Origin of the sequence: Natrialba chahannaoensis JCM 10990 (assembly GCF_000337135.1) — an archaeon.
Lineage (GTDB): Archaea > Halobacteriota > Halobacteria > Halobacteriales > Natrialbaceae > Natrialba > Natrialba chahannaoensis.
The window spans coordinates 1-13,949 of the sequence record NZ_AOIN01000101.1 but is presented as its reverse complement, the minus strand read 5'-3'; the positions used below and the strand labels follow the sequence as shown (position 1 = coordinate 13,949).

Annotated in this window: 11 protein-coding genes and 1 tRNA gene; 6 read left to right on the top strand and 6 right to left on the bottom strand. The window is 53.8% G+C overall.

Annotated features, from left to right (window positions below; translation table 11 throughout):
* Both C482_RS20060 and C482_RS21960 read right to left on the bottom strand, forming a co-directional pair.
* Positions 1–2,481, bottom strand: a 2,481-nt coding sequence (locus C482_RS20060) for an ATP-binding protein (RefSeq protein WP_006169677.1), incomplete at its 3' end; no start/stop codon positions are given.
* Complete coding sequence (locus tag C482_RS21960) at positions 2,478–2,618, bottom strand: hypothetical protein (protein WP_011222499.1); 141 nt, start codon at positions 2,616–2,618, stop codon at positions 2,478–2,480. The genes C482_RS20060 and C482_RS21960, both read right to left, overlap by 4 nt.
* Before the next feature lie 213 nt (positions 2,619–2,831).
* Here C482_RS21960 and C482_RS20055 point away from each other — a divergent pair, with 213 nt between their 5' ends.
* Positions 2,832–3,395, top strand: a complete 564-nt coding sequence (locus tag C482_RS20055; protein WP_006169675.1) for a hypothetical protein — start codon at positions 2,832–2,834, stop codon at positions 3,393–3,395.
* Between the two features lie 17 nt (positions 3,396–3,412).
* On the opposite strand, the gene C482_RS20050 is transcribed toward C482_RS20055, so the two are convergent.
* Together C482_RS20050 and C482_RS20045 are read right to left on the bottom strand one after the other, a co-directional pair.
* Positions 3,413–4,831: an argonaute/piwi family protein gene (locus tag C482_RS20050; RefSeq protein WP_241431967.1), complete on the bottom strand. Its 1,419-nt coding sequence runs from the start codon at positions 4,829–4,831 to the stop codon at positions 3,413–3,415.
* Positions 4,828–6,252: a hypothetical protein gene (locus tag C482_RS20045; RefSeq protein WP_049897037.1), complete on the bottom strand. Its 1,425-nt coding sequence runs from the start codon at positions 6,250–6,252 to the stop codon at positions 4,828–4,830. The genes C482_RS20050 and C482_RS20045 overlap by 4 nt, the downstream gene beginning before the upstream one ends.
* A gap of 112 nt (positions 6,253–6,364) precedes the next feature.
* On the opposite strand from C482_RS20045, the gene C482_RS20040 reads away from it, so the two are divergent.
* Both C482_RS20040 and C482_RS20035 read left to right on the top strand, forming a co-directional pair.
* A complete protein-coding gene (locus C482_RS20040; RefSeq protein ID WP_049897036.1) occupies positions 6,365–7,213 on the top strand; it encodes a hypothetical protein in 849 nt (282 codons plus the stop codon).
* Positions 7,214–7,374: 161 nt separating this feature from the next.
* Positions 7,375–8,007 (top strand): hypothetical protein, encoded by a 633-nt coding sequence (locus tag C482_RS20035; protein ID WP_241431966.1) that lies wholly within the window; start codon positions 7,375–7,377, stop codon positions 8,005–8,007.
* A 273-nt stretch (positions 8,008–8,280) separates the two neighbouring features.
* Here the strand turns inward: C482_RS20035 and C482_RS20030 are convergent.
* Positions 8,281–8,386 (bottom strand) — tRNA-Ile (locus C482_RS20030).
* Between the two features lie 202 nt (positions 8,387–8,588).
* On the opposite strand from C482_RS20030, the gene C482_RS20025 reads away from it, so the two are divergent.
* The gene (locus C482_RS20025) at positions 8,589–8,900 is read left to right on the top strand and encodes a DUF7091 family protein (RefSeq protein ID WP_006169671.1); all 312 of its coding nucleotides are present in this window, start codon (positions 8,589–8,591) and stop codon (positions 8,898–8,900) included.
* A gap of 40 nt (positions 8,901–8,940) precedes the next feature.
* Here the strand turns inward: C482_RS20025 and C482_RS20020 are convergent, their stop codons facing one another.
* Positions 8,941–10,017 (bottom strand): glutamate-cysteine ligase family protein, encoded by a 1,077-nt coding sequence (locus C482_RS20020; protein WP_006169670.1) that lies wholly within the window; start codon positions 10,015–10,017, stop codon positions 8,941–8,943.
* 209 nt (positions 10,018–10,226) lie between these two features.
* Between C482_RS20020 and C482_RS20015 the strand changes: the two genes are divergently transcribed.
* Positions 10,227–11,726 carry an amidase gene (locus C482_RS20015; protein ID WP_006169669.1) on the top strand — a complete coding sequence of 500 codons (1,500 nt, stop codon included), beginning with the start codon at positions 10,227–10,229 and terminating at the stop codon, positions 11,724–11,726.
* Between the two features lie 1,397 nt (positions 11,727–13,123).
* Positions 13,124–13,876 carry a helix-turn-helix transcriptional regulator gene (locus C482_RS20010; RefSeq protein WP_006169668.1) on the top strand — a complete coding sequence of 251 codons (753 nt, stop codon included), beginning with the start codon at positions 13,124–13,126 and terminating at the stop codon, positions 13,874–13,876.
* Positions 13,877–13,949: the final 73 nt, after the last annotated feature.

Here is a 13,949-nt window from a genome sequence, read left to right as displayed (position 1 = left end):
CCCTCGCGCCATCAGAGATGTGTATAAGAGACAGTCATCCCAGTACGCGTACCCGCTGTCGCGAACCAACCGAGCGATCGTTTTTCGCAGCGGAATCGGTGACAGAAGGATCTCTGCATCCTGACGCTTGCCGAATTGTTCTTCTACGGCTCGCGTTGTCATCGAGGTTGCGCCAACGTTCCATATCGTCGCCTCGAACCAATCAACGCCGTAGGCGTCCTCACCTTCGGGGATGATCGCACCTGCCTCGTCGAGTTTCTCGATGACGCTCTGATGGATGGTACTGTCGGTCGTAACGTTCCGATGTGCGAGTCCATCCGCGGTGGGGAAGTAGAGGTGCGTATATGCCTTCTTGATGTCCTGATCCAGTGTCCCCTTCGCGCTATCCAGTCGCTCACCGAGCTTGTCCTGCTGCTCGGTGTTAAGTTCGTACTGGTCGCCGAGGTTGTTTTGGACGTGTTTGATGGCGGCAACGCGTTCCGCGGTCCGCTTCGCGTCTGCCACGTCGTTTTCACTCGCTGCGAGGAAGACGACGTTGTTCTTGAACACTCTCGGGGTCTTCTGCCCGCCACTCGACGATGCCGTGTTCTTGAACAGTGTTTGGATCGCTTCTGGGACTGTCTCGTAATCCGTGATGGTGACCGTATCAAAATCCATCACGCACAGGTGCGCTTCGTCAGCGGTATCCGGAATCTCGTGCGGTTCCTCCGGTCCAACAATCACGTTGAGGGTCCCTTGGCCGAGCGCTTCGTCAAGGGCTTCCTCGAGGTGCCGGCGGGCGAGTCCGTCTTGCAACTGCTCGACGACGGAGTCGATGAGTTTCGTCAAGTTTGGCTCAGACTTGAACTGAATTTTCTCACCGTTGTCTCCATGTAGGTAGAAGCACGCAGACCGACGGCCCTCTCCAAGAAGGTTATTCAACGCGTCATCGTAGTGCGCCAGCTCAACTTCGGTGTTGGCGATCGCGTGCCGAAGGGGACGGCGGGTAGTTCCGCGTCCGTCGGCACCTTTGACGATGCTCTTCCAGAGGATCGCTGTCGTGAGTTGTGTACCAAGCGATGGGTGACTGTTTTTGACCCAGTTCCGATCCTCTTCTTCTGCGTTCGCCGTCCCGTCTTCCGAGTAAATGTCAGCTTTGATTGCGGCCTCGAAGTCCATATCCACGGACGAGAACAGGCGAAGGAGCGTCGAACGAACGTCTCCGTCGGAGGGATGCAGATCGAACAATCGAACGAAATGGCGTTCCTGATTGTCGTTCTGGTGCTGCCAGAGTCGGTATACTGCACGAGAGAGGAGTTTGAGTGCTCCGCGAGTACGCTGGAACGACGGAAGTGAATCGAGTTCCTCAGTGAGTGTATCGATTACCGTCGGGTGAATCGGATAACTATCTTCGAGGCGGTTTCGATGCTCTGGGCTTGCCGCGCTATCGGGGAAGGAGTCACGGTCACCCGTGTAGAACGACATATACGCATCTACAGTCGCATCGCGACCATCTCCTCCGACTTTTTCGAACAGACGATGTCGAAGGACGGCGGCAATTTCGTTGTCTTCGGTTGGTGTGATAGAGCCTTCGACACGGTCGCTGATACTGTTGAACTCCGAGATTGTCTCAGAGACAAGGCCACGGACGTCCTCGGCTTGGTCAGCAAAAGCAGTGTCCGCAATACTGAGGACAACGGTGACCTTGTCGTTATTCTGCGTCGCGGACAGTAACGACATCAAGAACGTATTTGTCTGCTTTGCGAGCGTTGAGTCGCCAATCTCGACGGCTGCGGCCTGTTCAAGATATGCGGCAATCTCGTCGATGAGGATGAGTGACGGATTGTCGTTCCGCTCGAAGAGCTGCTCGAGTTTGGTTGTTCCTGGAGGCGTTCGGTTCTCGTCGTTTTCGCGCAGGAACTCGTAGCCTTCCCGCCCGAAAAGCTGGTAGGCCATTTCCCCCCACATGGTCTTCGTCGCAGGGGCGTCAGGGTCGTCGTAGTTCGAGCGAGCGTCCTCTGCGTCGACGTGTGTGCCCACGAAGACGGCCGAGTTGACGTCGAGACCGAGTGCAGCGGCGTCAGTATACTCATCGGCGATGTCCTGGTCGAGGATAAAGTCAGACAGGTCGGGGACAGCACTCGGCGATCCTGCGAGGTGATACGCGGCGATCTGGTTGTGGGTTTTCCCGCCACCGAAGCTGGTGTCGAGTCGGAGAATACCGTTCGTGCCGGTGTAGTCGTCGTTATGTGCGCCGACGAAACGGGTTGCGAGATGCGTGAGAAGCTCCTGTAGACCGCTAGTGGGGTAGGTTTTTTCGAAGAAGAGTCGAGGGTCCGCGTAGACATCAGGAGCGTCGTCGCTGTGGGCGACGTCAGCGAGGCTAGCCGCGAATTGGTCCTCAGCGAGCTCACCGGTGAGAACGTCCTGGCGAGGTTCGCAGAACTCGAAAATACTCGGCGGGCGATTCGTCGTGCCGGTGGTTGTGGGCGTATCGCTCATTCGTTTGTTGAGGTGGTTTCGTTGGCGCGTTCTTTGAGGAGCGTCTTGATTACTGAATCAAGGGACGTGTGGTCCTCTTCGTCCTTGATCTCCTCTAGCTGTTCTTTTGTCCAGTCCTGTACCCGTATCATCGGCATAATTGTATCACGAAATGTCCAATTCCCTGAATTTCCTGCATAGTTGGTTATCAGGGTGTATACAGACAGTTGACTTAGTCATTTGGTATTTTAAAGAGGAATTTAGTGTAACAGGTCTGTGGTTCGACTATGATACTGTCCCTCTGGCCAATCTGACATCCAATCCGCGAGCTATTAGCCATCTCTTTGTAGCTCCAACTAGACCCGGACAATATGTCGAAGCCGGATATTGAAGTCCTCGACGACGGTGACGCTTATCCATATTCATCGCATATCAGCGTAGACGGTACAGAACTCCAGCTGGGCGATCTTCTCCTCGTGTTTGATTCTCCCGACGACAATGGTGTCAGCTTCTTCGAGCGTGTCTATGGGTTTACTTGGCCGGGAGTTATCACTCACGTCGTCGATGGGCCGGTTCCTGCTGAGTTCCACAATTTCGAGGACTTTGCTGCGGATCTCGACAGTGAGAAGTTCGCGGTCGCCAGCAAACGCGACCAAACGAGCTTCTTCGTCGACGAAGACACCGTCCGCACTATCACCCTCTACCGATACCAGTACCATGGCGGTTGGCAGCCGATCGTGATTGATGAGCGACGAGATCCACTTGAGAACACCCCCTTCAATGAATCAATTACTCTCTGTGAGGATGGAGAGCAGGTAATTGAAGAGCTACTCGGGACGAGTTCCCCTGAGGAGAAGCAGGAGGTTGAGCATATCCGCGAATTTCTGCGGTCTGCTGGTTATCAGCTAGATCCGATCTCTGATTCAGACGAATAAGCCTCTCACTCACCGATTCACATATAGTAGAAATACTGTGGCCGAACCTCAGAAATCGACTCGGTATCTACTTCAGAGAGGATCGTGCCGACGCGCTTTGCAACACTCACGGTTGCTGGCATTCGAATCGCGTAGTCCGATGTGTTCCAGTCGAGTTTAGTGAAAAAGAGAATTTCTTTACAAATCTCTAGTGAGGGCGTCTCACAGATTTCATCAGGCCGAATCTCAATCGGTGACGGTACCCCACTCCCTTGGTAGGTTGTCTCCTCGGAAACATATCCTGATGTATAGAGGTAATGTACGTCGTCATCAGGAACGCTTAGAAGTGTTCCCCGCATTGCGGGATAATCTGTAGGTGGGAACAACCTAACCTTCGGTCGCCTACGAACCCATACAAGGTCTAAATCACGGACACCTTCCGTCGCATCGAGCAACCCCTCACGCTCTTCATCCCAGAAGATAGATGGCTTATGCAGAACAAACCGACTTGGGCGTGTTCCTTTCTGAGCTTCGTAGTATTCCAGAATCTGCTCACCTACCTGTCTAGCCGCCTCATATGAGAGATGGGGAGATCCATTCTCGTCCTCGGTGATATCCGGGAGTGGATCGCTCTGAAGGATAATATGGTCCCGTCCGTGAAAGACGTGAGCAAGAGCAGCTCGAATCACATCATCTCCTTCGTCTCGCTCTCTGTAGAACGAGAGCCCTGCGTAGCAGTGCCCATCTTCGATTTGCCGAGTTTTCCAGGGATGCCCTCGTTGAGACTTGTATAGAAGTCCAACTGTGAGATTCCAGGCCCGAGATGCTCGCTGTCGGTCAGTACGGATCGCAAGTGTGGATGGCTTAATCAGCTGTGTGGGGATTCGAGCCTCCATCCCGATCAGCTTGATTCGATTTCGCAAGTCAGAACCTTCCGACTGGATTCGCGCATGGTCCTGGTTCTCAGGAGTACACGCGTCCATCACTTCTTGCGGAATACAGACGATGATTGCGTTCGGCTGAACCGAATCTCGTTCGATAATCTCTATGTCTTTCCGCACTAGCTTCAGGAATCTCTCCATCCGATCTCTGGGGGACGATTTACTCGTAACAGATTGGATGTCTCGTCGACGAATTTGGCGTCTCCAACCCTTTTTTGCATTAATAGAGAGATTGAGCGGAGAACTCTTACCTAGGCCGGGATACGGAACCTGCCACGGATTACCACTTGTTCCTGGATGGATCCCGACCTCCATATCATGAAGTAGTTCGGTCAACCGGCGGATCGAATCTCGATCGCCGATAATTCCGAGTTTGATTGTATGGTGTCCTTCCTCATAGAGTCGTGGACCATATCTGATAAGGCCTCGTTTGGGAGAGGTTTCAGTACCTCCTTCAAACTGAATCTCTGGCTCCTCGAGGTGACGAAGCGTGAACGGGGTATCTTGGGGCGTCATTGTTCAATTCCACCTGTGTTTTCGAGATCAGAAGCTGACTCGATGAGCTCATCACGTTCGTCTCCGTCTTTGGGAGGGCGGACATTGAGGGATAGCGAGTCAACTCTGGTTACTTCGAGTTCCTTTACGACGGGTATCTTTTCACCCATAAACCGGTCAAGCTGAGTCTGGTCCGACATCAGCAACTCTTCCCAGACACGCAGCTGGCGGTCGTACTTACTATTCTGGGCGTGGAAACGATTTGGTGAGAAGTCGTTTTGGAGCCGTGATTTACGTTCGCCTGTTACAGGTCGATGACCATCTGAAGTGAAAACCTGTGTGGGTAGCAGAACGTAGTAGTATTCTCCCGCATAGCGCCGTACTCGTACTTTGACACCGCGGTGGATGACATCGGGATAGGAATCTAACTCCTTTGCAACCCATGACCGACCTAGTTTTCGTTCGGTACCGTGCTGTCTGCGGTCCAGTTCCGGGTATACGGTTGTTCCCTTCTCACGGTCGATGAGACAATCGTTATCTCTTGCAACGAGAGTAAAAATCCCCCTAAGAAGGGATCTTACGATGTTTTCACGCTCCTCTTCTTGAGCCCGCGTTCGGAGGTACTCCTCGAACTCTCGTGTTTCGAAACGGTCCTCGTGTATGTAATGACGAGTAGACCCCGGAAGATGGTCCGGATGAACGAGCGAATATAATTTCCGCTCGTGAAGCTTGATGGGGAACGCTTCGTTGTTGTAATTATAGACGCGAGCAGATTCGGCTTCCTCTGTCGTCTCTATGATGTACAGTGTCTCTGGGTAGCGGGTAACCTGAAACAGATTCGTCGCATATTCTGTTTCCTCAGAAACCGGTTCATACGAATGAAGATATGGTTCGTACTGGAACCGTTCTGTTTTCTCGAGTTGATGAGCTTGTTGACGGAGATCATCGTAGGTGCCTACGAAAACATGGGTATCGATAGCAAAATCTCGGAACTCATCTACATCAGTATCATCTAGCCGATCTACGACCTCATCGTTGACGCTGTCTTTGAGTTTTTCGTAGAAGTCGACCAGTTTCTGATTATCGGTGACATCACGATCGAACAAGGCTTTCCAGAGCTGGTCATTAGAGAGCGTCTCCGTAAAAATATAGAAATCAAAACGGTGGGGTTGGGGTTGTTTGATGTATTCGAGGAAATACCGGGCGAGTTCGTCTCTAAAATCGTTCGGGCTGAGGCCTGTGGAATACGCTTTCGCCTCGGCTACCACTTTATCGCCCGTAGCTTTGTCCACAAACTGAATATCGTCAAGCGTGGAGTGGAAAGCTGAATCCCGCTCAACCATGTAATTCAGCCCTTCCATGTACTCAATGATGACTTCCTTATAGTCCTCCCCGCGACGCGCCGTCCCTTCCCGCTCTTTATATATATTGTAGATGGGCACGTTGTATCTCGTTACAAGGAAGTCTCGTGTGAATTACTTTTCCCTCAGTCATTGGATAGTCTACTGGGAGCCGACGGTACTTCTATAATCAGAGCGGTATATATTGGGGATAATGAACCACGAGGTCTTGGGAACGACTCTACGTCTCCTCAATCACGAACGTGGGGCCGCAGATGCGTTACCGAAAAAGTCGCTTCACAAGCTCCTCTACCGTATTGACGTCAAATCTACCGAGCGAAATCTGAATATCTCGATCCCGTATTATTGGTATCTCTTTGGTACCGTCTCTCCAGCCACACCTTCGTCTGTCCCCTCAGCAAGTATTAACGAGCCCGGACTTGAAGATCGCCTACGTTCTGTTGTCTCAGAGGCGCTCTCTGAATATTACGAACATGGATTAGAATGGCTCACTGACCGAATGTATGATGATGCGCCGTATCAGGTTCAGCGGGATTTTCGGGAGTTAGATAAGAAAATACGAACGTTACATACGGAGTATCACGATTTCTTTGAGGTTGACCCAAGCAGAGAATCGGTGCTCAGCTCCGTCCACGACACTTTTGAATCATTTCCAAACGACCGATTTCCGGAGTACGATCGACCACTAATCAAGTGGTATAACGCGGTCACTCGAGAACTCCATTCGCATTCTCCTGATCCCTCCAGATTGATGACGGTGAATGTAACGTTCTGGCGTATCTTTGCACTCGAACTTGCTCAACGGCATGCCCAGGCAATGTCTCCGGAAGAGGTCCGTGGGAACCTCGGTATAACCTCGTTTGAGGAGGCTCGGAGTTCTGCGATCCAGAAACTTGACGAACTCGAAAAGGAAGACCTTGATGCGAAATTTTCTGGATTAGAGACTGAACTCGAATCTGAACGGAGTGCAGCTGACGAACTTGTTGCTCCGATTCTTGAACGCCGGGGAATTGCGCACGAAGATCTCCATCCGGGCCAATGACTCGATACTTCGTAGACACTAACGTCCTCATTGGACTCACGTTTTCTCACGACCGGTGGGCCGTAGAAGCAGAGCGTATCCTAGACGGTCATAACACGCTCTTCACGAGTGAGTTTGTGATCTACGAGTATTGCAGTCGTCCACAAGGAGCGCCTCGAGTTGTGTCCGACCCGGATCAGCTACAGGTTGACCCAGACGAGACCGATGGCGTGTTCGGGACCGTTCTTGAAGACTTTCAAGCGAATGTCGAGGATAATATCCCAATGTACAATCGAGAAATTGATTTACAGCGCTACGATGGTCTTTCCTTTGAGAGGATCTTAGAGATTTTCTTCGATAATATTGAGGTTCGAAGTCAGGCCAAGCCACACTTTGTTCAACACTTCCAGAATTACTTCTCCTCGCGTGAAATAACCCCACGGAATGCGAAACGGTGTGTCGAAGATCTTCGAGATCGTGTTCTCCACGACGCAAAGGAGCGGAAAGACGCACTAATGGATGCTGTCCACGTCATGTCGTCAACTTATGACGATCAGGAGCGCGCTCGCGGCCTAGTCAAGGAGCACATCGGAATTCGAGAGTCCCGGATTCCTCCAGTAGACTCTCAGTGGCTTCTTGATGCAATAGGGCTTGCAGAACGCGATGTGCTTCAGCGTGTTGTGACCGGAGATAAGAAAGACATCGTCCGATATCAGCAACAACTGACGTCATTATTTGATGTTTCAGTCCTCTATATTTTGGATGAGTTTCATACTCTCTCTCAAACTAACCGAGATTCACAGAGTGCATTTTAAATTTGATATCTCAATTCGGATGTGTATTTATAACCGCCAGAGTCGAAAAGATACTATGTCACGATATCATAAGAGAGGGAATCAATCGCTTGTTGATTAAATGATTTCCGAGCGTCGGCTATCAGTGAAGGCACGACGACAGCGACCCGCGTCTAGCAGCTGGATGAACTCCGAACACGGGTGGAGGGTCAATCACCACTCGAAATCAGAAAATAAGGGATACAAGCGCTGTACCCTACAGGTGCATTGGCTCAGAACCGTGCAGTTTCTGGATGGGCCCTGACGGATTCGAACCATCGACCACTCGGTATCTCACACAACCGAACAGAGCCGGTCGTGTTATGAGCCGAGCGCTCTAACCAGACTGAGCTAAGGGCCCCGTCTATGCGGAAGAAAACGGGGATTGTAGTTAACCCTTACTCTCCTGCTTCCATGACGGCATCGTCTGGCCACCCATTGAGCCGATTGCGCACTCGGTTCTTCACCGGACTCGAGTACTCTCTTCTACAGCCCGGAGTGTAGCTGGTCGTGAGCAGCGACGAGCCTATGTGGCAGGCGGTCGAACGGGAACCAGTACTAGTATGTCGGATGAGCGTCGGGTCGAGCGGTTCCTTCGGTCGAAATTGCAAGCGGCGGGTGAGCAGTACGAACAGTTACGGGAGTCGACGGACCGACAGCTCGGGGAGGCACAGCAGGCGTACGAAGTGGCGAAGAACGCACGGCAGTTGCCTTCGGACGACGAGGGGCGTGTAAAACTGGTCTGTCGGCGGTACGCAGAGCGGCGAGCGGCGATGCTCGACGAGGAGTACCGACCGGCATGTTACGAAGCGGGACACCCGGACTGTGAGGGGTGTGCGGAGGACGTTTGTGAAGGACGCATCGAAACGTGGTGAGTGACTGCGTATGCGTGTTGCTGGACAATTGTGGTTCTGATCACGCGCTGGCCTGTAGCCGTTCGACGTCGCGCTCCAGACGGGTCGCATACTCGAGTCGGAGAGCACGCGCATCCGTGATCGAGATGGAACTGTTCGTATCGAACTCCGCTGTCAATGGCTCATAGTGATTCGTCTGGAATCCCAGTCGGTCGAGGTAGTCAACGACTGCCGGCGAGTCGAGGCCGTCGATCAGTGCGGCGTCGACGTACTTCTGCAGTGAGTCGAACGTCGGGAGTACGATTTCGTTTGCCTCACGGCTTGCAGTCTCGCCGCCAATCGTGACGTTTGCGTGGTGGAGTTCCTCCATAATCGAGTCGACGTCCGTAACGAGTTGCAAGAGCTGACTGGGGAGTGTCGCGTCTGGTGAGCGCCACTCGACGGTTGGCATCTCGTCACGCAGCCGGACTGGCGACCAGACGGCGTTGTCGGCCGTGAAGTGGTCCGTGATCTGTGCTTCGTCGATCCCCGTCGCCATTGCTCGCTCAGTAAACTCGTCGAGACACTGTTCGAGCCGGCGGTCCCACTCGGCGACGGTGTCGACGTAGTTCCAGAGCTGGCCGTGATTCGGCAGGTCTGCGTAACACCGCTTGCGGTAGATGTACGCGCGAGCGCTGCTTGCGGCGTATTCGCCCTGAAAGTACGGTGATGAGTTACAGAGTGCGAGTGCCGGATCGAGCGCGATGAGCGTGTTGAGCTGGTCGGTGACGTTTCGCTTCTCGAAGTGAATGTGTGTTCCAGCACAGTGTTTCGCGTACTCAAAATCCGTCCCGAGCAGTTGGCGTTGGATCTTGCCGCGTTCGTCCGCCCGGAGTTCGATTGCGTCGCTGTTGAGGGGCGTCCCAAGCGGGACGAGCGCCTTGTCGAGTTCGGCTGCCCGCTCGAGAACTTCGCGTAGCTGTTCGACGAATGTCCGCTGGAGTTCGCCGACCGTTTCACACGGTGGGGTCTTCAACTCGAAGAGACAGTCAACGAACTCCGCCTCCGTAAACTGGGAGATGTCGACCAGTTCACCGGGCGCTGTGAGCGCTCCCTCGTTATCGACGACCCAGTACTCAATCTCAATACTCTTTTGCATTAGTTCTGACAGAGCGGTGAATTTTGCCAAGGGCTAACGGGGTGGGACTCGAGTAGCCCTGCCGTTCGATCAGCGTTCGTGCGGGCACGTGGGTACTGTTGTGGGGTGGTATGTTCAACGGATGAATGTGTAGGGCTGGAAGCCGCGAATCCCCGTTGCTTGCGAGTGCCACCTACACGCACAGGGACGAGACGGCCAACTGTTCGGCTATGCCGCTTCGACCGCCGACGAAAGCGATCTTCGCCGATCTCGGCGATGAACTGTTTCTCGATCTAACTGACGAGGAGCTCGAGTACTTCGTCGAGCTAGCGACAGCGAAGCGCGACGCCTACGAGACGGTGATGCGCTACGAGCCGACGCCGCGACTCGGGGGTACAGAGCGGCGCGAGCGAAGTGGTGGGACGCGAGTACCACCGGAAGAGAACCCGCACAATGCCTGGGTGAGCGCGTGTTACGTCGGCGGCGACGACAGCGGGGATCTGAGCGACTGGGAGATCGGCATCAAGGACAACGTCTCTGTCGCCGGCGTCGAGATGACCTGCGGGTCACAGGTCGTTGCAGGCTACGTGCCGAACCGCGACGCGACGATCGTTACGCGGTTGCTCGAAGCCGGTGCGGACATCGTCGGGAAAACGAATATGGACGACATGGCGATGACCTCGACAGGTCACAGCGCGTTCGGTCCGATCACGAACCCGCACGACGACGCCTATCTGGCAGGGGGATCAAGCGGCGGGAGTGCAGTGGCCGTCGCTCGCGGCGAGGTCGACGCCGCAATCGGTTCCGATCAGGGCGGGAGTGTCCGCGTCCCGGCAGCCTTCTGTGGCATCGTCGGTCACAAACCGACGTACGGACTCGTTCCCTACACAGGCTGTATCGGCATCGAGCACGCGATCGACCATCCAGGCCCGATGGCCGCTGACGTAGAGACCGTTGCCCGACTGCTCACCGTCATCGCCGGAAGCAACGAACGCGACCTCCGCTCGCACGCACCTGTGCCGACCGAGCGATACGAGAACGCCCTCGACGGAGACATCTCCGATCTCACGATTGGCGTCCTCGAGGAGGGCTTCGATATAGACGGTGCAAACGAAGCAGTACTCGAGACGGTCCGCGATTCGATCGACGACCTCGAAGCGGCGGGGGCCACGATCGAAGACGTCTCAGTTCCGATGCATGCAGACGCGAAGGACATCCACGACGTCTGTACATCGGAAGGTCTGCTCGACGCCATGCTCGGTGAGGGACTGGGGCATGGTTGGAAGGCGTGGTACAACCAATCGTGGATAGAGGCCTTCGGCAAGGCCCGTCGCGCACAGAGCAACGACCTCCCCGCACGGCTCAAACTCCTGTTGCTCATGGGGGCGTACACGAACAGTGAGTACCACTCGCGCTACTACGCGCAGGGAATGAATCTCGTCGTCGAACTCACCGAACGATACGATGCAGTACTCGAGACCGTCGACCTGCTCGCGATGCCGACAGCGGTCACGAAACCGCCCGAACACGATTCCGACCGCGATCAGTACGACCGACTGCAGGAGACCGATTTACTTCACAACGCAACGCCGTTCAACCGCACCGGTCATCCGGGTATAAGCATTCCTGCCGGCCCCGTCGATGGCTTGCCCACTGGACTGATGCTCGTCGGCCACCGATTCGACGACGCGACGGTGTTGAACGCAGCGAGTGTACTCGAGTCCAGGTGAGAATCGATTGGTGGTGAGTCCTTGTCTACAGATAGCGATAGTAGCTACTGAAAGTCAGTGTACACCTGATCGCCAGCCAGATCGGCGATCAGTGTGTAAACCGTTTCAGTTGTTACTATAGTGAGTTCCAACTCATGGATTGCACATAGCCGTCGTGATGGCATATCTGAAGATACTGGACTTCTCTCGATTAGTGGGATAATATCCAAACAGTATTGTTGAAATATTGGTATACTGGTATGGTGTCGGACGAATGGATGCGTGCAAGGGATACACCCATCATCAGTCGTTGCCACCGAACGACTAGTCTGTCCAGAGAGCACTCCTCTGCAGACTCGCCACCACGGTCAGGACGAGTCCTCACCGATGTCTCCGCTCGCAAACCACAACCGGACCCAAACTACCGGTTCAGAGGCACACCGCTCTTTTACCGTTCCGAGCCACTACTGCTGGTGACTCAGGAAGGGCCCTTGATTGTAGGAAGACCGATAGCCAACGCTATGAATTGACACGATCACCTGCTGTCGGGACAAGAGCACCACTCGCTTTCGTGTGGTGAGCAACGGCTGCGCGGATCAAGTCCTGTCACCAGCAGGGCAGTGGGCGACCTGCTGGTAACTCGGTGTGTGCCCAGTCCCAGAGACGGGCACAACTCGCTCATCCGAATGTGGATGACGTGTTTCCGTTTGAAGACGTCGGAACAGCGAGGAAGATGTTTCGTCGGGTGTTCGTTGTGGCAACGACAATCCTCGATGGCTTCCTCGCCAGTGCACTGATTCGTACACACGCCCATCAACTTGTTGGCCGTCTGAATAATAGCGCTTGGATACTGTCATTTGGGGCATTTAACTATAATATCTGACATTTGAGAGATTATATTTGAGAATGGGTGTATAAGTAGAACCTTGTCTCAAAGATAGCCTGAAAACGTATATTGGTGTGCGTTGATTGGGTCTCTCAGGAGACACCAATCCATTGCTGGCTGTCTATCCGCGATACGTCCAACCTGCCCAGTAGATTGTCTCCCGTGCACCCATCACTACAGTGATAGCGTGCTCACCCCACCACTCCCCACCAAGCCAAAACCGGCTGCATCCACACCGGTTTTTACTGCTGTTCGCCATGGTCCGCTGTGTGATATACGTCGTACGCAGCGGTGTCGTACTGACCGCCGACCGCGATGCATACCTTCGACTGTAACGGTTTACTCTCGATAGTGGTTCTGTCGAAGACTCAATTCACAATCGTCGACAGTGAGTTGATCAGCATCGTTGATCGTTCAGAATCTGGATTCTATCGACTAACTCGAAACCGTAGTCGGGACTATTGAACAGATTCAGCGGCAAATCACCAACAGACAGAGAATATCCGCTGAGATTCCCCTATATAGTTATGGTATGTTATATCATATCCTTACTATGGGTTCGACGCTCGAAGACATGGAATTTCTCGTCAGTTCAGCGCATCGTGTTGGGGTGCTCAACGCGCTAACCAGCGCTCCATGTGACCGGAGGGCCCTCCGCACCGCGACGGGGGCGTCTTCCCCGACCATGAGCCGAATTCTCACCGACTTTCAGGATCGGTATTGGGTAGAACGAGATGGGAACACGTATCGGTTGACCGAGCTGGGGATGTACGTCGCTGACCAATTTGAGGAGTTCAGGGAGGCGATGGCGTATCAACGGCGACTGCGCGAGGTTTGGCCATGGTTACCTCACGAGATCGATGGGTTCAGCATTGAGTTGTTCACCGACGTAGTGGTTTCCCAGCCAGGACCGGGATACCCCTACAAGCCTGTCGAGCGGCTCACAGAACTCTTCGAAACGACGAGAACGATGCGTGGATTCGGCATGGCACTACTCAAGACAGGGAATTTAGAGCCGTTTTTCGACCACGTTCTGAATGGCTTAGAGTGTGAATACATCTACCCGCCCGCCATCTTCGAGGAACTACTCGCGTGGGACGAAGAAACTGTCGTCGAGACAGTGACGCGCTCGAACTACACTGTCTTGTTGCATGATGACCTTCCGCTCGACGATCGGTGTGGAATCTGTCTCTTCGATGACCGAGTTAGCATCTGCTGTTACGACCCGGAGACGGGAGCGTTGCAGTCGCTTGTCGACACCGGAAGTAACGACGCTCTTGTGTAGCACTTTGTTGATTTCACAGTGTGGCTTTGATAGCGTGTTTGAGCGCTTCTCTCCCTGGTTTCCGCAGTAGCTT

Coding starts and splice junctions, on each gene's coding strand:
- C482_RS21960 (WP_011222499.1), bottom strand. CDS start 2,618: ATGCCGATGATACGGGTACAGGACTGGACAAAAGAACAGCTAGAGGAG.
- C482_RS20055 (WP_006169675.1), top strand. CDS start 2,832: ATGTCGAAGCCGGATATTGAAGTCCTCGACGACGGTGACGCTTATCCA.
- C482_RS20050 (WP_241431967.1), bottom strand. CDS start 4,831: ATGACGCCCCAAGATACCCCGTTCACGCTTCGTCACCTCGAGGAGCCA.
- C482_RS20040 (WP_049897036.1), top strand. CDS start 6,365: ATGAACCACGAGGTCTTGGGAACGACTCTACGTCTCCTCAATCACGAA.
- C482_RS20025 (WP_006169671.1), top strand. CDS start 8,589: ATGTCGGATGAGCGTCGGGTCGAGCGGTTCCTTCGGTCGAAATTGCAA.
- C482_RS20020 (WP_006169670.1), bottom strand. CDS start 10,017: ATGCAAAAGAGTATTGAGATTGAGTACTGGGTCGTCGATAACGAGGGA.
- C482_RS20015 (WP_006169669.1), top strand. CDS start 10,227: ATGCCGCTTCGACCGCCGACGAAAGCGATCTTCGCCGATCTCGGCGAT.
- C482_RS20010 (WP_006169668.1), top strand. CDS start 13,124: ATGTTATATCATATCCTTACTATGGGTTCGACGCTCGAAGACATGGAA.